This is a genomic window from Streptococcus cristatus, assembly GCF_003943535.1.
Lineage (GTDB): Bacteria > Bacillota > Bacilli > Lactobacillales > Streptococcaceae > Streptococcus > Streptococcus cristatus_L.
Genome location: NZ_RJPU01000001.1, coordinates 454,853 through 472,513 on the forward strand (window position 1 = coordinate 454,853; position 17,661 = coordinate 472,513).

General features: G+C 42.4%; 16 protein-coding genes, 1 tRNA gene and 2 pseudogenes. 16 read left to right on the top strand and 3 right to left on the bottom strand.

Going from position 1 to position 17,661, the window contains the following annotated elements; genetic code table 11:
* The first annotated feature begins 2 nt into the window (after positions 1–2).
* The 6 genes from rnpM (at position 3) to D8790_RS02505 (ending at position 5,369) form a co-directional block, all read left to right on the top strand.
* On the top strand, positions 3–299 hold the full coding sequence (gene rnpM / locus D8790_RS02475) for an RNase P modulator RnpM (RefSeq protein WP_045498837.1): 297 nt from the start codon (positions 3–5) through the stop codon (positions 297–299).
* Positions 292–591, top strand: coding sequence for a YlxQ-related RNA-binding protein (locus D8790_RS02480; RefSeq protein WP_015605605.1), 300 nt, complete (start codon positions 292–294; stop codon positions 589–591). The genes rnpM and D8790_RS02480 overlap by 8 nt, the downstream gene beginning before the upstream one ends.
* A gap of 16 nt (positions 592–607) precedes the next feature.
* The gene (gene infB, locus D8790_RS02485; protein WP_125387448.1) at positions 608–3,409 is read left to right on the top strand and encodes a translation initiation factor IF-2; all 2,802 of its coding nucleotides are present in this window, start codon (positions 608–610) and stop codon (positions 3,407–3,409) included.
* A gap of 328 nt (positions 3,410–3,737) precedes the next feature.
* A complete protein-coding gene (gene rbfA, locus D8790_RS02495) occupies positions 3,738–4,088 on the top strand; it encodes a 30S ribosome-binding factor RbfA (RefSeq protein ID WP_005590924.1) in 351 nt (116 codons plus the stop codon).
* Positions 4,089–4,219: 131 nt separating this feature from the next.
* A tRNA-Leu gene (locus tag D8790_RS02500) sits at positions 4,220–4,305 on the top strand.
* 182 nt (positions 4,306–4,487) lie between these two features.
* On the top strand, positions 4,488–5,369 hold the full coding sequence (locus D8790_RS02505) for a class II fructose-bisphosphate aldolase (protein WP_001019005.1): 882 nt from the start codon (positions 4,488–4,490) through the stop codon (positions 5,367–5,369).
* 125 nt (positions 5,370–5,494) lie between these two features.
* Here D8790_RS02505 and D8790_RS10995 read toward each other — a convergent pair.
* Positions 5,495–5,569: pseudogene (locus tag D8790_RS10995) on the bottom strand (hypothetical protein); the annotation flags it as partial.
* A 205-nt stretch (positions 5,570–5,774) separates the two neighbouring features.
* On the opposite strand from D8790_RS10995, the gene D8790_RS02520 reads away from it, so the two are divergent.
* From D8790_RS02520 to D8790_RS02530, 3 genes and pseudogenes are all read left to right on the top strand, one after another.
* Positions 5,775–6,539 (top strand): class I SAM-dependent methyltransferase, encoded by a 765-nt coding sequence (locus tag D8790_RS02520; RefSeq protein ID WP_125387450.1) that lies wholly within the window; start codon positions 5,775–5,777, stop codon positions 6,537–6,539.
* Between the two features lie 60 nt (positions 6,540–6,599).
* Positions 6,600–6,812: a hypothetical protein gene (locus D8790_RS02525; RefSeq protein WP_125387451.1), complete on the top strand. Its 213-nt coding sequence runs from the start codon at positions 6,600–6,602 to the stop codon at positions 6,810–6,812.
* A gap of 195 nt (positions 6,813–7,007) precedes the next feature.
* Positions 7,008–7,490: pseudogene (locus D8790_RS02530) on the top strand (GNAT family N-acetyltransferase).
* Between the two features lie 147 nt (positions 7,491–7,637).
* On the opposite strand, the gene D8790_RS02535 reads toward D8790_RS02530, so the two are convergent.
* Positions 7,638–10,919 carry an LPXTG-anchored zinc carboxypeptidase gene (locus D8790_RS02535; RefSeq protein ID WP_125387452.1) on the bottom strand — a complete coding sequence of 1,094 codons (3,282 nt, stop codon included), beginning with the start codon at positions 10,917–10,919 and terminating at the stop codon, positions 7,638–7,640.
* A gap of 243 nt (positions 10,920–11,162) precedes the next feature.
* On the opposite strand from D8790_RS02535, the gene D8790_RS02540 reads away from it, so the two are divergent.
* The 7 genes from D8790_RS02540 (at position 11,163) to D8790_RS02570 (ending at position 16,998) form a co-directional block, all read left to right on the top strand.
* On the top strand, positions 11,163–11,429 hold the full coding sequence (locus tag D8790_RS02540; protein WP_125387453.1) for an ACT domain-containing protein: 267 nt from the start codon (positions 11,163–11,165) through the stop codon (positions 11,427–11,429).
* 11 nt (positions 11,430–11,440) lie between these two features.
* The gene (locus D8790_RS02545) at positions 11,441–12,778 is read left to right on the top strand and encodes a PFL family protein (protein ID WP_125387454.1); all 1,338 of its coding nucleotides are present in this window, start codon (positions 11,441–11,443) and stop codon (positions 12,776–12,778) included.
* A 53-nt stretch (positions 12,779–12,831) separates the two neighbouring features.
* A complete protein-coding gene (locus D8790_RS02550; RefSeq protein WP_125387455.1) occupies positions 12,832–13,524 on the top strand; it encodes a histidine phosphatase family protein in 693 nt (230 codons plus the stop codon).
* 117 nt (positions 13,525–13,641) lie between these two features.
* Entirely contained in the window at positions 13,642–14,331 is a 690-nt protein-coding gene (locus D8790_RS02555) for a histidine phosphatase family protein (RefSeq protein WP_125387456.1), read from the top strand.
* A complete protein-coding gene (locus tag D8790_RS02560; RefSeq protein WP_185761894.1) occupies positions 14,328–15,068 on the top strand; it encodes a D-alanyl-D-alanine carboxypeptidase family protein in 741 nt (246 codons plus the stop codon). Before D8790_RS02555 ends, D8790_RS02560 begins: the two co-directional genes overlap by 4 nt.
* Before the next feature lie 264 nt (positions 15,069–15,332).
* Complete coding sequence (locus D8790_RS02565) at positions 15,333–16,337, top strand: NADP-dependent oxidoreductase (protein ID WP_125387458.1); 1,005 nt, start codon at positions 15,333–15,335, stop codon at positions 16,335–16,337.
* 16 nt (positions 16,338–16,353) lie between these two features.
* A complete protein-coding gene (locus tag D8790_RS02570) occupies positions 16,354–16,998 on the top strand; it encodes a TetR/AcrR family transcriptional regulator (protein WP_125387459.1) in 645 nt (214 codons plus the stop codon).
* Positions 16,999–17,144: 146 nt separating this feature from the next.
* Here the strand turns inward: D8790_RS02570 and D8790_RS02575 are convergent, their stop codons facing one another.
* On the bottom strand, positions 17,145–17,630 hold the full coding sequence (locus D8790_RS02575; protein ID WP_125387573.1) for a GNAT family N-acetyltransferase: 486 nt from the start codon (positions 17,628–17,630) through the stop codon (positions 17,145–17,147).
* Positions 17,631–17,661: the final 31 nt, after the last annotated feature.

Below are 17,661 nucleotides of genomic sequence, written 5' to 3' on the forward strand. Positions count from 1 at the left end.
ATATGGCAAAAACAAGAAAAATCCCTTTAAGAAAATCAGTTGTGTCAAATGAAGTGATTGACAAGCGTGATCTGTTGCGCATCGTCAAGAATAAAGAAGGTCAAGTATTCATTGATCCGACAGGCAAGGCCAATGGGCGGGGCGCTTATATCAAGCTAGATAATGAAGAAGCTCAGCAGGCCAAGAAAAAACGGGTCTTTAACCGTAGTTTCAGTATGGAAGTAGAAGAAAGCTTCTACGACGAGCTGATTGCCTATGTCGATCACAAGGTCAAGAGAAGAGAGTTGGGTCTTGAATAAAGAAAAACTAGCAAACTTGCTGGGTTTGGCCCAGCGGGCTGGCCGCATCATTTCAGGAGAAGAATTGGTCATCAAAGCCATCCAAGAAGGAAAGGTTCATCTGATCTTTCTAGCTGAGGATGCCGGACCAAATCTGACGAAAAAAATGACTGATAAAAGCCATTATTACAAGATAGAAGTGTCAACCGTGTTTTCAACACTGGAATTAAGCACTGCGATTGGCAAGGCTCGTAAAGTAGCCGCCATCACAGATGCTGGTTTTACAAAGAAAATGAGGTCTCTTATGCAATAGAAGAGGAGGACAAGAATTGTCTAGAATTAGATTGTACGAAATCGCAAAAGAACTGGGGAAGGAAAGTAAAGAGGTAGTAGCTCGGGCTAAGGAATTAGGTCTAGAAGTTAAAAGCCACTCGTCCAGCGTAGAAGAAGAAGCAAGCCAGCGCATCAAGGCTAGCTTCGCGACTAAAGAAGTTGCTAAGCCTCTTCCAAAGAAAGAAGCGGCTGTCCAGCCAGCATCAAATAAAGTAGCTGAAAAACCAGCTGCTCCAGTTCAAAAGGAAGCGGCTCCAGCTAAAAGAGAAGAGCCAAAAGTTGCCGAAGCAGTGACAACTGAAGCTCCAGCTAAACCGGCTCCAGCTCGGCCACAAAGTCGAAATTTTAAGGCAGAGCGTGAAGCACGTGCCAAGGAACAAGCAGAGCGTCGTAAGCAGCAACAAAATCGGAAACCACAAAATTCTGACCAGAAGGAAAGTAAAGAGCGTGATCGTCATGACCGCAAGGCCAACAACGATCGCCAAGAGCGCCGCAATGACCGTCGTGATAATCGTGGTCAAGATGGCCGTCGGAATGGTCAGAATCATCAAGGATTTAACGGTCAAAACCGCCAACAGCCTCAAGGTCCGAAAATTGACTTTAAGGCTCGGGCAGCAGCTCTGAAAGCAGAGCAAAATGCGGAGTACGCCCGTTCTAGTGAGGAGCGTTTCAAACAGGCTCAAGCAGCTAAAGAAGCGCAGGAACGCCAGAATAGACGAAAAGAGCCAGTCCAAGCAGAGCCAACAACTGCTGAAGTATTTAAAGCTACTCCAGCTGAAACAGTCCAACCGGCTGCTCCTGCACCAGCACAAGCTGCGGTAGATACTCGTCGTAAAAAGCAAGCTCGACCAGATAAGAAGCGCGATGATTTTGATCGCGAAGAAGAAGGTCCAAGAAAACAACAAAAGAATCGAAATAGTCAAAATCAAGTGAGAAATCAAAGAAACAGTAACTGGAATAACAATAAGAAAAATAAAAAAGGAAAAGGTAACCAGAATCAGGTTCCAAAACCTGTTACAGAACGCAAGTTCCATGAGTTGCCAAGCGAATTCGAATACACAGATGGCATGACCGTTGCGGAAATCGCAAAACGGATCAAGCGCGAGCCAGCTGAAATTGTTAAGAAGCTCTTTATGATGGGCGTGATGGCAACACAAAACCAATCTCTTGACGGTGATACTATTGAGCTCCTCATGGTGGATTACGGTATCGAAGCTAAGAAGAAGGTAGAAGTGGATACAGCTGATATTGAGCGCTTCTTTGTCGAAGAAGGCTATATCAATCCAGATGAATTGGTAGAGCGTCCGCCAGTTGTTACCATCATGGGACACGTTGACCATGGTAAAACAACCCTCTTGGATACTCTACGTAACTCTCGCGTTGCGACAGGTGAAGCAGGTGGTATCACTCAGCATATCGGTGCCTACCAGATTGAGGAAAATGGCAAGAAGATTACTTTCTTGGATACACCTGGACACGCGGCCTTTACTTCGATGCGTGCGCGTGGTGCTTCTGTTACCGATATTACCATCTTGGTCGTAGCAGCTGATGACGGTGTTATGCCTCAGACTATTGAAGCGATTAACCACTCTAAAGCGGCTAATGTGCCAATTATTGTGGCTATTAACAAGATCGATAAGCCAGGTGCCAATCCTGAGCGCGTAATTGGTGAATTGGCTGAGCATGGTGTTATGTCAACTGCTTGGGGTGGAGATTCTGAGTTTGTTGAAATCTCAGCTAAGTTCAACCAAAACATCGATGAGCTTTTGGAAACAGTTCTGCTTGTAGCAGAAATTCAAGAACTCAAGGCAGATCCGACTGTTCGCGCTATCGGTACGGTTATCGAAGCCCGTTTGGATAAAGGAAAAGGTGCAGTTGCAACCCTTCTCGTCCAACAAGGTACGCTGAATGTTCAAGATCCAATCGTTGTCGGAAATACCTTCGGACGTGTCCGTGCTATGACCAATGACTTAGGTCGTCGTGTCAAAGCGGCAGGTCCATCTACGCCGGTTTCTATCACAGGTCTCAATGAAACTCCGATGGCAGGTGATCATTTTGCCGTCTATGAAGATGAAAAAGCTGCGCGTGCAGCCGGTGAAGAACGTGCTAAACGTGCCCTTCTCAAGCAACGCCAAGCTACTCATCGTGTTAGTCTGGAAAATCTCTTTGATACCCTCAAAGCTGGTGAAGTCAAGTCTGTTAACGTCATTATAAAAGCCGACGTACAAGGTTCTGTAGAAGCCTTGGCTGCTTCCTTGCAGAAGATTGAAGTGGAAGGCGTTAAGATTACCATTGTCCACTCAGCAGTTGGTGCCATCAATGAGTCTGACGTAACATTGGCAGAAGCTTCAAATGCCTTTATCATTGGATTTAACGTTCGCCCTACACCGCAAGCTCGCCAGCAAGCAGAAGCTGATGATGTAGAAATCCGTCTTCATAGTATTATTTATAAGGTTATCGAAGAAATGGAAGATGCCATGAAAGGAATGCTGGACCCAGAATACCAAGAAAAAATCATCGGGGAAGCCCTTATCCGCGAAACTTTCAAAGTTTCCAAGGTTGGTACTATCGGTGGATTCATGGTTATCAATGGTAAAGTTACCCGTGATTCTAAGGTTCGTGTCATCCGTGATGGCGTCGTAATTTACGACGGTCAGTTGGCGAGCTTGAAGCACTTCAAGGATGATGTGAAAGAAGTCACTAACGGCCGCGAAGGTGGTCTCATGATTGACGGCTATAACGATATCCAAGTGGATGATACGATTGAAGCCTACATCATGGAAGAAATTAAGAAATAAGAGAATTCCGTCGAAAACTCCCAGTGAAAAGCATATTGGATGGAAGTCGATACTTCTAGTCCAAGAACCTTCTCACAAAGAGTTTAGAGCGAATTTCATTCAACTAAAACTAAAAATATGAGAGTGGGACAGAAATCGGTAATTCGTTAGAATTCGATTTCGTCGTCCCACCTCCGCACAGTTGAGTAAGGCTGTAAAAGCTGATGAAATCAGCGTAGTAGAGCCCGCTCAACCACTGCGTCTTGCTCGACAATCCAAAGACAATTGAGAGGCTAGGACTTTTGTCCCAGCCTCATATTGCAGAAGAAAAAATTAGAAAGGAAATTCTATGGCAAATCATTTTCGTACCGACCGTGTGGGAATGGAAATCAAGCGTGAAGTCAATGAGATTTTGCAAAAGAAAGTCCGTGATCCACGTGTCCAAGGTGTGACCATTACCGATGTCCAAATGCTGGGCGATCTGTCTATGGCCAAGGTTTACTATAGTATCATGAGTGACTTGGCTTCGGACAATCAAAAGGCGCAGCTGGGCTTGGAAAAGGCAACCGGTACCATTAAGCGTGAACTGGGCCGAAACCTCAAGATGTATAAGATTCCAGATTTGACCTTCGTCAAAGACGAGTCTATTGAGTACGGTAATAAGATTGATCAAATGTTACGCAATTTAGAAAAACATTAATGAAAAGAGTGAGATGGGGCAGTGTTTACGAGTCCTGTCTCACTTTTATTTTTGAAAATACTTTTTAAAAGTTTTGAAAAAAGGTGTTGACAAGGGGAGATTATCCTGTTATACTAGTAAAGTACTCAATCGCGGGGATGGCGGAATTGGCAGACGCGCAGGACTAAGGATCCTGTGACCGCTTTAGGTCGTGAGGGTTCAAGTCCCTCTCTCCGCATAGGATTAGCTGACTTCGGTCAGTTTTTTTGTTTTCTCAAAGAAGCTGAAGATCTCTGAATTCAAAAATTGCTTGGGAATTACTTAAAATTTCAGGAAAAACTAGCAATTTTAATGAAAAAGTGATAAAATAAACAATGTAAGTGGTTCATTCCACAAAAAATTAGAGGAGGCCTATTACAAATGGCAATCGTTTCAGCAGAAAAATTTGTCCAAGCAGCTCGTGACAATGGTTATGCAGTTGGTGGATTTAACACAAATAACCTTGAGTGGACTCAAGCTATCTTGCGTGCAGCAGAAGCTAAAAAAGCACCAGTTTTGATCCAAACTTCAATGGGCGCTGCTAAATATATGGGTGGTTACAAAGTTGCTCGCAACTTGATCGCTAACCTTGTTGAATCAATGGGTATCACTGTACCAGTAGCGATCCACCTTGACCACGGTCACTACGAAGATGCACTTGAGTGTATTCAAGTTGGTTATACTTCAGTTATGTTTGACGGTTCACACCTTCCAGTTGAAGAAAACCTTGAAAAAGCTCGTAAAGTTGTAGAATTTGCTCACGCAAATGGTGTATCAGTAGAAGCTGAAGTTGGAACTATCGGTGGTGAAGAAGACGGAATCATCGGTGATGGTGAATTGGCTCCAATCGAAGATGCTAAAGCAATGGTTGCAACTGGTATCGACTTCTTGGCAGCTGGTATCGGTAATATCCACGGTCCATACCCTGCAAACTGGAAAGGTCTTCATCTTGACCACTTGCAAAAATTGACTGAAGCTGTACCAGGATTCCCAATCGTATTGCACGGTGGTTCAGGTATCCCTGATGACCAAATCCAAGCAGCTATCAAACTTGGTGTTGCAAAAGTTAACGTTAACACTGAATGCCAAATCGCATTCGCTAACGCAACTCGTAAATTTGCTCGTGACTACGAAGCAAACGAAGCAGAATACGACAAGAAGAAACTCTTCGACCCACGTAAATTCTTGGCTGACGGTGTAAAAGCTATCCAAGCATCAGTTGAAGAGCGTATCGATGTATTCGGTTCAGAAGGTAAAGCATAAGAAGCTTGTAAAAGCTTGATATAACAGGGTTTATCCAATTTGGATAAACCTTTTTTCTTTGTTTTTTGTGTAAGGTGCAAATAGATATCTCTAACACGACTTCCTTGTGTGTGCCCAACACGATCTTGAATTGCTTCGAGTGGAATTCCTTGCTCAGCTAAAAAGCTGATATGTGTGTGACGAAAAATGTGAGTTGAAATAGAATCGTCATTAGTACGAGAGTTTGAGCGCCGACGTTTAACGTTTGAATTAGAATGACAGGAATAGCTAGTACAAAAGCTTCAAATATGTCAAAGATGGCATAAAAAATAGTAATTGAACATATGGTATAATAGAATGAAATCAAGTGCTGGCAACACATCTAACCTAAATCTAAACAGTATAAAATTACGAGGAGATTATAAGATGAACGATTATATAAAATTAAATGAAGATAGATGGAATAACGTAAAAAATGCCTATACTGAGCCATTGACACATGAAGAATTAGAAGAAGTTAGAAATCATCCAATTTCTGTTGCTTTAACTGTTGGGAAAAAAGTTCCAAAAGAATGGTTTGAAAAAGCAAATGGAAAAAAGATATTAGGTTTAGCTTGTGGTGGTGGACAGCAGGGACCCGTTTTTGCTGCAAAAGGTTATGATGTAACCATAATGGATTTTTCCACATCACAATTAGAAAGAGATGAGTTGGTTGCTAAAAGAGAAGGCTTAAAAATCAATACAGTTCAAGGCGATATGACAAAACCATTTCCAATTGAAAATGAAACGTTTGATATTATTTTTAATCCGGTTTCAAATGTATATATAGAAGATTTAGAAAACATGTATAAAGAAGCCTCTCGAGTATTGAAAAAGGGTGGACTGTTAATGGTCGGATTTATGAATCCTTGGATATACATGTATGATGCTGACATTGTATGGGACAAACCCGATGAGGAATTACTTTTAAAGTTTTCACTACCTTTTAATTCAAAAGAGCTTGAAGAGGAAGGCAAGATAACCATAAATCCAGAATTTGGATATGAATTTAGCCATACCTTAGAAACTCAGATTAGAGGACAACTTAAAAATGGCCTCGCTATGATAGATTTTTATGAATCGTGTGACAAAAGAAATCGATTATCACGTTATGGAAATGACTATATAGCTACACTCTGCATCAAACTATAATATTATAGAATATACTTCAGGAGAATAGCCCGTTTTATTTTCCGTAAGGGGTAAAATCTAATGTTTAAAGATGCAATATTTTCATATTTAATTATTGAAATATTAGAAAAGAAAAGTGATAAAACAAACTTTATAATAAATCCAGGGTTACGGATACTATTAGAAAGTGAAATTTTTAATGGTTGTAAGGAAGATTTTTTTATTAAATTTGGAATCCCTATAAATCAGAAGGATTTTGATTGCGGGATGAAGGCCATATGTATGATTATATAGTTAAGTTAAGAAATCCTTAGTATTTGTGTTTACCTAATCTCATAATTTTGAAATTTAACTTTATAAAAATCTTCTGTCTCAATCAAATTTATTCAATTTTTGAAATAAAAATACTAGATAGTTCTGTATCGCCTAGATATAAATATGATTTACAATATTTTTCCGGAAATAAAGGGAACATTGTGGAGGAGAGTAATGATTCAAGTAACTGAAATCACAAATCGGGGTCAAAAATCGGCACTTGCGACGGCTGTTCTAGTTGATTTGCCAGAGTGGTTTGGGATTCCCGAAAGCACCAAAGCTTATATTGAGGCTGTTAAGAATTTGCAGGTTTGGGGAGCTTATGACGGGGACCAACCAGTGGGGTTTATAAGCTTGTCCTATTCCAGTGAGGATTGTGCTGAGATTGACTGCTTGGCTGTTAAGAAATGCTATCATAGATTAGGAATTGGCAGTCGGCTTCTAGGAGTTTTGGAAAATGCTGCTCGTCAAAAAGCATCTTATCTGTAAGTCAAAACGGTAGCACCAGGTCATTATCGTACTTACGACAGGACGAACGCTTTCTACCAGGCTCAGGGATTTAAGAAGTTAGAAATCTTTCCTGAGCTTTGGGATAAGAGCAACCCTTGTTTGATTTGGGTAAAAAAATTAAATTCAGAAGCATATTTACAGATCTGACTGAGCTTTTCTCACTATTAGCTCAATACTGCAACATTAGCAATTACGAAAAAAATCGCATGGATGAAACTGAGATGATTTGTCCATGCGAGTTTTGTATTTAAGAGGCTATCGTAAGCAAAGGTTTATCTAGCAGAATAGAAATGTTTACGCTTCTTTCTTTTTAAGTAAGAAGAGACCACCGCTTGTAGCCAGAAGAATCGTTGCAACTGTAAAGAGAGCAGAGTTTTCTTTGCTTCCTGTTTGTGGGAGCTGGGCCTGTTGTGTATTTGTTGCTTTTTGAGCTGCAGCGGTAGGCTGTGCTTCGCTTGTTTTCTGAGCTAGGCTTTCTAATTGCTTTTCTTTTACTTTCGGAGCTGTCGGTTTGTCAGCTGGTTTTCCTGCTTGTTTTGGCTGAGGTTTTTGGTTCAAAATTTCAACAATTTCGACACTTGGTTTGTGAGTGACAGGCATATCTTTCAGCTCAGCTAATTGATCGCCAAAGACAGCGTTCGATACCCAACGGTAGAAGTGAATGGTATGCAGACGATTGGTTGGATTTCCAGCATAAACGAAGAGCGGATGTTCCTTGTAATTACCAGAAATAGCAACGATTTTATTGGCTAATTTTTCGTTGCCTGGCCACCAGCCTGCAATGTAATAGTCACTGTCTGCAATAGTCGCCAAAGTCTTGAAGTTGGCAGGGGCTTTTGCGATCCAGTTTCCAGAGTTAGAATAGAAGAGATCGTTCTTCTTATAGCCGCTAGTCAATGGATCTTTATCGTCTATAATAGCCTTCATCAGCCCTTCAAAATCGCTGCCGCCAGAGAATCTTTCTGCATCAAATCCATCTAGAACACCGAGTTTTTCAAGGCGTTGCATAGCAGAGCCACCCACTACAATGGTTGGTTTGCGACCAAGAATAGACTTGTCAAACTTGTTGCTTTCAAGGACGATGACATCAGCTTCCTCAGGTGTATCGACAATATCAAAGCCTAGATTTTTCAATGCCAGAGCGGTATGAGTAGGTGAGTCTACTCCTGCCCAGTAGAATTGATGAGGAGGTGCATAGACCTTCAGAGCTTTCAAGCTTGGCCCTTCTGGAACCTTATACAAGGCATCTCCATAAATAGCATAATCACCTAAGAGATTTGCAAAGGTTGATGTATCAACGATATAGCCATCTTCTGTCAGATAGACCTTCTTACCTTGGCGAATGGCTTGGTTGACAGCTTTGACTGCGCTGTCAGATGTATTAGCGATGACATAATAAGGTGCTGAGTAGTTGATATCGCGCGTCCGAGTAGCACGGAGAGCAGTGACTTCACCGAGTTTGCCATCAAAGAGTTTATCTTTAAAGATCGGCTCAGCTTTAAAGCCTCTCATATCTGGGAAGTTTACCAAAAGCTCAGCATACATGGCAGCCCAGGCAGATTCGTTTGATCCTTTGTAGAGGATATGGTTGGCATAGCCACGCTTAGCTTGAGCCATATCAACAACTAGGTCGCCCTTCTTATAGTTGCCAACATCTTCCTTCAATTCTTGAATGACAACACCATTTCTCTTGAAGTATTCAATCATATTAAAGGCTTGTTGGGAATCATTGTCTTTGTCGAGCCCCATAGGGATGACATAATAGTCAGGGAAGAATTTTTTCTGACCGTTTTTCACCCGTCCAACAACCTTGCCGTCAGGTCCGACCAACTCATTTTCAGCTTTTGGATCTTCAACCTTGTTGATGCCACGGAGATAGAAGTTAAGGCGCATTTCCATGAGCTTATCAGGATTTTGGGACAGGTAAGAGATACCTCCAAGGACAGCGTGATAGCCAGCCTTGTAGGATTCCTGATTTCCCTCAGGGATTTCAATGGTATGTCCTAATATGCCGTGGTACATGGCATAAACACCAGTGTAGCCGGAGAAGGAGTCATCCCAGCCATCGCCCCAGTCTAGTTTAGGGATGATATAGCTGTCATACTTAGAGTTAGCGACGCCAGCACGTCCCATGTGGTGGGCGTTTTCTAGCATATTTTCAGACAAAAGGTCGTATTCAAAGTTTGGATCGTGCGGCGGTGTCGCTGGCTCAATCAAGAATTCTTTAACGAATCCATGAATGTCATAAAGAGCAATTGGATTCCATTTGTTAATGAGTCCAGCTACAGTACGGGTTTCTGGGTTGGCCTGATAGCTAGTGTCGCGGTTTGGATCAATTCCGTTGGCAAGAGCACGCGTATTAGCAACATCTCCGTCAGGATTTTCAGTAAAGTCAAAGAGGAAAATGAATTTCTTGAGGAGTTCTTTGACATTGAGGGTGATATTTTTAGCAGCACCGTTGGCATCAGTTGTTTGGAAAGAAATTTGCTCCTTGGTCGCAAAAGTATTGAAGAGTCCAGTGATGATGTCGATGGCTGGCTGTTCGTCAGCATGGGTGTTATTGATAAGGACTGGAAGTTTATAGTCCAACGTACCATTTTTCAGAGCAGCTAACATTTCAGCTGGTTTAGTCAGGGCAACTTTATTGGTTATGTTTAGATAGTCGTCAATGCTCTTTTGATCAGAACTGATGATACCCAACTTGATATCGCGACCCTGAGCACTCTTTCCGATGTTCTCAATCTGTACCAAGCGATCCGTTTTAGCATCTTGTCGGCTCTTTTCGATAGCTGCCAGCATTTCATCGTGGGTATGGAAATCTTCGTAAGGACGAAGGACAATATTCTTGCGAATAGTCAGGCCAAGATCTTCTCTGGTTCCAACTAATTCATGAATTCCCATAAAGTTGCGGTAGGTTCTACGGATATTGTTCGGTGTGCGCAGGCTTAAGTCTTGCCCAAATAGTTCATTAAATTTGAGGGAAACTTTTAGGTCATTTCCATCAGCTTTTTCTTCGACAGTCACAAATGGGTCGCCAGTGAAGGTGCCGTCATCCATCTTCCAAGTTTTCCACTCGCTAATAGGCTTGTTGTCCAGTGTCCAAGTGATTTTACCAGCTTGAGCTCCCTGTTCTTGAATAGTTTCTTCAATGCTAGCTTTTTCGGACATGTAAACCTTACTGTCGGCAAGCTGAACCTTGTTTTCTTGGCTACTAGCTGCGCGGACTTCTGTTTTAGTCGCATTGTCCAGTTTTTGGTTAGCATCAGTTGCTTTTTCCTCTGGGGCTGTGGCAGGAAGACTTGGAGCCTTGCTGTAGGCTTTGTCAGAAGCAGCTTTAGATGGGTTACTTTTCTCTAGTGGTTCAGCTTGTGGAGTAGTTGAGGGTTCTTCAGCCTTCTCTGTACTTGCAGGTATAGGCTGCTCCACCAGAGTACTGATTTTGCTGCTGTCTTGCGGAGGTTCAGCAGGGTTAAGCGTATCAGCTGCCGCATTTCCTTGAGTTAAAACGGCCAATAGAACCGCAGCGGATAGGCTGAGGGCTTGTGTATATAAGCGTTTCTTATAAGAATTTTTCATAAGAAACCTCCTTTTTAATGTGTTCTTAAATTTAGTATAACAAATATTGAAACCGTTTACAAATAAAAACATAGATAAAAAATAAACTTCTAACAAAAGGAAGAGATATGTGTAATTTCTGAAGAGTATTTGAGTCTGATATTTAAACAGCCCGCAAGATTCGCAGTGTGGATTTCTGCAAATTCATGCAAAAAACGGGCATTTATGCTACAATATTAGCAATAAAGATGATTGGAGCAAACGATGAAAGCGATTATTACGGTTGTTGGAAAAGATAAGGCAGGGATTGTGGCTGGTGTAGCTAGTAAAATTGCCGATCTAGGGCTCAATATTGACGATATTTCTCAAACTGTTTTGGACGAGTTTTTTACCATGATGGCCGTTGTTTCTAGCGACGAAAAGCAGGATTTTGCAGCGCTTCGTAGTGAATTTGAGGCCTTTGGTCAGACGCTCAATGTCAAAATCAATATTCAAAGCGCAGCCATTTTTGACGCTATGTACAATATCTAAGGAGAGGGCACATGGATATTAGACAAGTTACAGAAACCATTGCCATGATTGAGGAGCAGAATTTTGATATTCGGACCATCACCATGGGTATTTCACTCTTGGACTGTATCGACACAGATATTGATCGGGCGGCGGAGAAGATTTACAAAAAAATCACGACCAAAGCGAAAGACTTGGTGGCAGTTGGGGATGAAATTGCTGCTGAGCTGGGAATTCCCATCGTTAATAAGCGGGTCTCAGTGACTCCGATTTCTCTGATTGGGGCAGCTACGGACGCTACGGACTATCTGCCTCTGGCCAAGGCTTTAGACAAGGCAGCCAAGGAAATCGGTGTGGACTTTATCGGTGGCTTCTCGGCTTTGGTCCAAAAGGGTTATCAAAAAGGAGACGAAATCCTCATTAATTCCATTCCGCGGGCTTTGGCGGAGACAGACAAGGTCTGCTCCTCTGTCAATATCGGCTCAACCAAGACTGGCATCAATATGACGGCAGTTGCGGATATGGGGCGCATTATTAAGGAAACGGCCCAGCTTTCTGACATGGGGGCGGCCAAGTTGGTCGTCTTTGCCAATGCGGTAGAGGACAATCCTTTCATGGCGGGCGCTTTTCATGGTGTCGGTGAAGCAGATGTGGTCATCAATGTCGGTGTTTCTGGGCCAGGGGTTGTCAAGCGAGCTTTGGAAAAGGTCCGTGGTGAGAGCTTTGACGTGGTAGCTGAAACGGTCAAGAAAACGGCCTTCAAAATTACGCGTATCGGTCAGTTGGTCGGTCAGATGGCTAGCGAGCGTCTGGGCGTCAAGTTCGGGATTGTTGACCTGAGTCTGGCTCCAACACCGGCAGTCGGAGACTCAGTGGCTCGTGTCTTGGAAGAAATGGGCTTGGAAACAGTCGGCACTCATGGTACGACAGCAGCGCTTGCCCTGCTCAATGACCAAGTCAAAAAAGGTGGGGTCATGGCCTGCAATCAAGTGGGCGGTCTGTCTGGTGCTTTTATTCCTGTGTCAGAAGATGAGGGCATGATTGCGGCTGTGCAAAATGGCTCGCTCAATCTAGAAAAGCTAGAAGCTATGACAGCTATCTGTTCGGTCGGTTTAGATATGATTGCCATTCCAGAGGCGACGCCAGCTGAGACCATCGCAGCCATGATTGCGGATGAAGCAGCGATTGGTGTTATCAATCAAAAGACGACAGCTGTGCGGATTATTCCAAAGGGCAAGGAAGGCGATATGATTGAATTTGGCGGGCTCTTGGGAACAGCTCCTGTCATGAAGGTCAATCAGCCTTCGTCAGCTGCCTTTATCGCCCGGGGCGGTCAGATTCCAGCGCCGATTCACAGTTTTAAAAATTAATAAGAAAATCAGGTCTGTGCAGACAGGCCTTTTCGATTGAACAAGGAGAAGAGATGACAAAAACAAGATTATTTATCATCCGGCATGGGAAGACAATGTTTAATACCATTGGTCGAGCTCAGGGCTGGTCGGACACTCCCTTAACTGAAGAAGGCGAACGTGGAATTCGCGAGCTAGGGATTGGGCTGAGAGAGTCTGGCTTGGAATTTACCAAGGCTTTCTCGAGCGACTCTGGCCGAACCATTCAGACCATGGGGATTATCCTAGAAGAGCTGGATTTGGTCGGGAAGATTCCTTATAAATTTGACAAGCGCATCCGAGAGTGGTGCTTTGGCAGCTTTGACGGGGCTTATGGTGGCGATCTTTTCCGTGGAGTGATTCCAAGGGTACGTGACACCGATAATTATAAAGAGCTGACTTTCCCAGAATTGGCCGACGGCTTGGTTGAAGTGGATACGGCTGGCTGGGCTGAGCCATGGGAGCAACTGAGTGGACGGATTTTAGCTGGATTTACAGCTATTGCCCAAGAAGTGGAAGCTGCTGGCGGAGGCAATGCTTTGGTTGTCAGCCATAGTATGACCATCGGGACTTTTGCTTATTTGATTGATAAAGCTATTAGCAAAAATCCTGAGGTTGACAACGGTAGTGTGACAGTTATTGAATATGAAAAAGGGCAATTTACGATTCAGATCTTGGGAGATGTATCCTACCGTGAAGTTGGTGCCAAAATTTTGGACGCTAAATAAACGGTTGAAAGAAAATATGGCAATAATTCAGCTTTCTTGAGCTGCTTTCTTTCAATCTTAGAAACTGCTTTTTTTCAGAAACGTGATATAATGAGAGGAGAATAAGGGGGGAAGTGTATGGCAAAAACAAGATTATACCTCATCCGGCATGGCAAAACGATGTTTAATACAATCGGACGAGCTCAGGGCTGGAGTGATAGTCCATTGACGGTGGAAGGCGAATGTGGCATCCATGAACTAGGAATTGGTTTGCGAAAAGCGGGTATTGATTTTAAACTAGCTAGATCCAGTGATTCTGGTCGAACCATTCAGACCATGGGAATTATTCTGGAAGAGCTGGGCTTGACGGGAAAGATTCCTTATAGGTTTGACAAGCGCATTCGAGAGTGGTGTTTTGGTAGCTTTGATGGTGGCTATGATGGCGAGCTCTTTATGGGAGTCATGCCTAGGGTCTTTAATATTGACCATGTCCATCAACTCAGCTATGCCGAGCTTGCAGAAGGTTTAGTAGAAGTTGACACGGCTGGCTGGGCTGAGAATTGGGAAAAACTCAGCGGTCGAATTTGGCAAGGCTTCTCAGAGATTGCTGAGGAGCTGGAGGCTGCAGGTGGTGGCAATGCTTTGGTGGTTAGTCATGGCATGACCATCGGAACTTTTGTCTACCTAATTAATCGTATGCAACCTCATGGCCTAGGCAATGGTAGTGTGACCATCGTAGACTATGAAGATGGACAATTTTCGGTTGTTTCCATCGGTGATATGTCCTATCGTGAAGTTGGAGCGAAAGAGCTGGAGGACAAGTCTTGAGACGAGGTCGCCATGAAAGAAAGAGAAAACTCTCTCTGTTTCGACTAATAAATAGGCTCTTATTTTTAGGAATTGGGATCAGTTTGCTGTTTGCTCTATTGCGAGTGCAAGATATGGATGAAGACTTGCCAACTTTTATTAATCATGCTCTTAAAGCCCAGAATTCTGACTTGCCCAAAGTGTCAGTTGATGATTGGGAGTTGACTTTAATCAATCGTAACCATTTACAGGAAGAGTCTCATCCTAAGTTGACCCAAATCGATGATATTCAGGTAGATAGCCGTATTGCTGAAAACACTAGACAATTTTTAGCTGCAGCTCGAACCGTTGCACCAGGAGAAACCTTGATTTCGGGTTATCGTAGCCGAGCAGAGCAGACAGAGCTCTATGAAGAAGCGCTAGCCTTGGCCGAAGAAGAGGGCTTATCTCGGCAAGAAGCGGAGCAAGAAGTGCAAAAGCGGATCCAGCTGCCAGGCGCCAGCGAGCATCAGACAGGCTTGGCGATTGATATGAGTGAGCCAGAAGGTCAGAATGATGAAGTAGCACATAAGATTGCAGAAATTGCCCCTAAATACGGCTTTATTCTGCGCTATCCTGAAGGGAAAAGCGATATTACTGGTGTGAATTTTGAAAATTGGCACTATCGTTATGTTGGCGTAGAGTCGGCCCAATACATGCAAAAACATCATCTAGTTTTAGAGGAGTATCTGACTCTTTTGAAAGAGTCAGCTCGGTAAATCGTTACAATCCATTGATAGACAAAAAATCAGCTGCTCAAATGAGCAAGCTGATTTTTAAATAAACAATAGTTCTGGAGTTGCGGCTGCTGCTTTTAATACATGTTAAGAGATAGAAAGTAATATCGCTTTATTAAGAACCTGATTATTTAAGCAACCTATAGAAATACAAGTTCGTAGATTGACATATTTGGGAAATAAGCGTATAATCGCAATATGATTGAGTGCTCACTCAATTTGTAGACAAAAAAAGGAGTTTATAAAATGATTGTTCAAGCAATACAATATAGTCGTTTCGGTGATGAAGAAGTGCTAGATTTGGTGAACGTTAAATCTGATGCTTTAGAAGCAAATCAAGTTAGGGTAGAAGTTCATGCTGTTGGTTTAAATCCCATTGATTTTAAGACTTTTGAGGGTGCAAAGCCACTCCGATTTCTATCTTTTATGACGAAACTAAAGAAGCCAAGTTGTTGGCTTGAGTCAAAATCATCTCTTTTTCCAAGAGGTGTTGGTCGGGATTTTGCTGGAGTTATCACAGAAGTTGGTGAAGGAGTAAGTCGGTTTGCAGTAGGGGACAAGGTTTTTGGAACAATGATCAGTGACCCAGGATTAGGCACCAAGAGGGGAGCATTGGCAACAGAAATTTGTGTCAATGAATCGGAAATTGTATTGAAACCAGAGATGATTGATATGAACCATGCAGCTACTATGGGTGTAGCCTCTTTAACTGTGGGAGGTGCTTTTAGAAAGATTGAGCTAAACTCCAAAGATGTTGTAGTGATTTCAGCAGCAGCAGGTGGTATTGGAAGTATTGCAGTACAGTATGCAGTTGCTAAGGGTGCAACAGTTATCGGAATTGCAAGTAAGAAAAATTCGGATTATCTGAAGTCCTTAGGTGCGATTCCAGTAGCTTACGAAGAGAACATCCAGAATGCTCTTCTATCAGCAAGTCCAAAGCCGATTACAAAATTCTTGGATTGCTATGGAAGTGATTATGTTAAATTGGCTTTTAGTTTGGGATTGAAGGGTACGGCTATTGGAACGCTAGTACCTTCACCATATGTTATGATAAGAGGAGCTCAGTTCACGGGTCCTAGACATTCCACATATGATGATTTTAAAGTTCTAGCGGAAATGGTCTCAGATGGGAAGATTCGGCTGAATATTGATCAGGTTTATGATTTTTCTCTAAAGTCAGTTAGAGAGGCATATCGTAGTCTGAAGTCGGGACACACTCGAGGTAAGAAAGTTGTAAAAGTAAGAGAGTAGCAGAGAGGTGCTAGCAATGGAAAGTTTAGAACAAAAGTATGCACAGACATTAGAAAATAGCAACTTGAGTCTAAAACAACGTCAAGTATTATTATCAAGTCTAAAGTTATTTTCAGAAATGGGTTTTGAAAATACAACAGCAAGCCTTATTGCTAAGGAGGCTGGAGTTTCAGAAGGGACTGTTTTTAGTTACTTTAAAACCAAGGAAGGCATCTTAGAAGCAATTTTATCGACTTTTCTTGAGCAAGTTATTCCAGATGTGATCGCTGATTTTTCTGAGAAGAAATTTACAGCAAACCAAGAGAGTTTTCCAGTGTTTTTGAGAAGCATTGTTCGAGATAGACTAGTTTTCATTCAGGAGAATCAAATGCAAGTTAAAATTCTCTTGAGTCGTTCTTTTATTGATAAAAATATTTCTGACCAGTTAGGGAATGTTATTGTTCACTCTATCATTAAGCCAATTAGCCCAGTTCTGAATCAGTTTAAAGAAAATGGTGTTATCCGAGATTGGTCAAACGAAAGAATCGTTCGTTATATTCTAGCCTTGAGTCTTTCTTATGCTCTTCCAATGATGTTGAATGATAATGAGGACCTAGACATAGATGAAGCAGTAAACGAAATTGTTGAATGCCTGTCTTCTGCCTTAGTAGAAGTAAAATAAATCTTGATTTTAAGCTTACTATTTTAAATAGTGAGCTTTTTTGAAGCCGACATAAAAATCCCCAATCAAAGCGATTGAGGATTAAGCAAATGAATTGAAACAATACCTTTACTATCATAGCATTGGCTACATTAGTATACTGCCATCTATTCATCTGATGAGAGGGATTTTATCATCCAGATATTCATAGCTGGGTGGCCGGCGGCGTTAGAAAGTGGTTCTTGCAGTGATGTGAAACCATAGTGTTGATAGATGGCCACAGCCGTAGCCAGTTCAGTAGAGGTTTCTAGATAAAGTTGTTCATAACCTGCTAGGCGGGCTTCATGGAATATCCGCTTTATCAACCTGCTGGAATAACCTTTGCCACGGCTATTTTTAGTGACATACAGTTTTTGTAATTCAGCAATCTTATCAGACACAGGTGCAAAGCCACCACAGCCAACCAGTTGACCTTCATCTTCCAGAATAAAGTAAGTTGCTCTCTCTTGCTGTTGATAATAGTCGGCCAAATGATCTAGATGAGAATCAAAGTAGACAGTTCCTGGTTTGTCAAGCCCGAATTCTTCTAGGCTGGCTCGAATGAGCTGCGCTACAGCTGAATTGTCTCTCACTTCCATTGGCCGTAAGTTCATCATTTGTCCTCCGATAAGATGTATTGACTAA

Coding starts and splice junctions, on each gene's coding strand:
- D8790_RS02555 (WP_125387456.1), top strand. CDS start 13,642: ATGGCAAAAACAAGATTATACCTCATCCGGCATGGCAAAACGATGTTT.
- rnpM (WP_045498837.1), top strand. CDS start 3: ATGGCAAAAACAAGAAAAATCCCTTTAAGAAAATCAGTTGTGTCAAAT.
- D8790_RS02545 (WP_125387454.1), top strand. CDS start 11,441: ATGGATATTAGACAAGTTACAGAAACCATTGCCATGATTGAGGAGCAG.
- D8790_RS02535 (WP_125387452.1), bottom strand. CDS start 10,919: ATGAAAAATTCTTATAAGAAACGCTTATATACACAAGCCCTCAGCCTA.
- D8790_RS02570 (WP_125387459.1), top strand. CDS start 16,354: ATGGAAAGTTTAGAACAAAAGTATGCACAGACATTAGAAAATAGCAAC.
- D8790_RS02525 (WP_125387451.1), top strand. CDS start 6,600: ATGTTTAAAGATGCAATATTTTCATATTTAATTATTGAAATATTAGAA.
- D8790_RS02550 (WP_125387455.1), top strand. CDS start 12,832: ATGACAAAAACAAGATTATTTATCATCCGGCATGGGAAGACAATGTTT.
- D8790_RS02505 (WP_001019005.1), top strand. CDS start 4,488: ATGGCAATCGTTTCAGCAGAAAAATTTGTCCAAGCAGCTCGTGACAAT.
- D8790_RS02520 (WP_125387450.1), top strand. CDS start 5,775: ATGAACGATTATATAAAATTAAATGAAGATAGATGGAATAACGTAAAA.
- D8790_RS02575 (WP_125387573.1), bottom strand. CDS start 17,630: ATGAACTTACGGCCAATGGAAGTGAGAGACAATTCAGCTGTAGCGCAG.
- rbfA (WP_005590924.1), top strand. CDS start 3,738: ATGGCAAATCATTTTCGTACCGACCGTGTGGGAATGGAAATCAAGCGT.
- D8790_RS02540 (WP_125387453.1), top strand. CDS start 11,163: ATGAAAGCGATTATTACGGTTGTTGGAAAAGATAAGGCAGGGATTGTG.
- D8790_RS02565 (WP_125387458.1), top strand. CDS start 15,333: ATGATTGTTCAAGCAATACAATATAGTCGTTTCGGTGATGAAGAAGTG.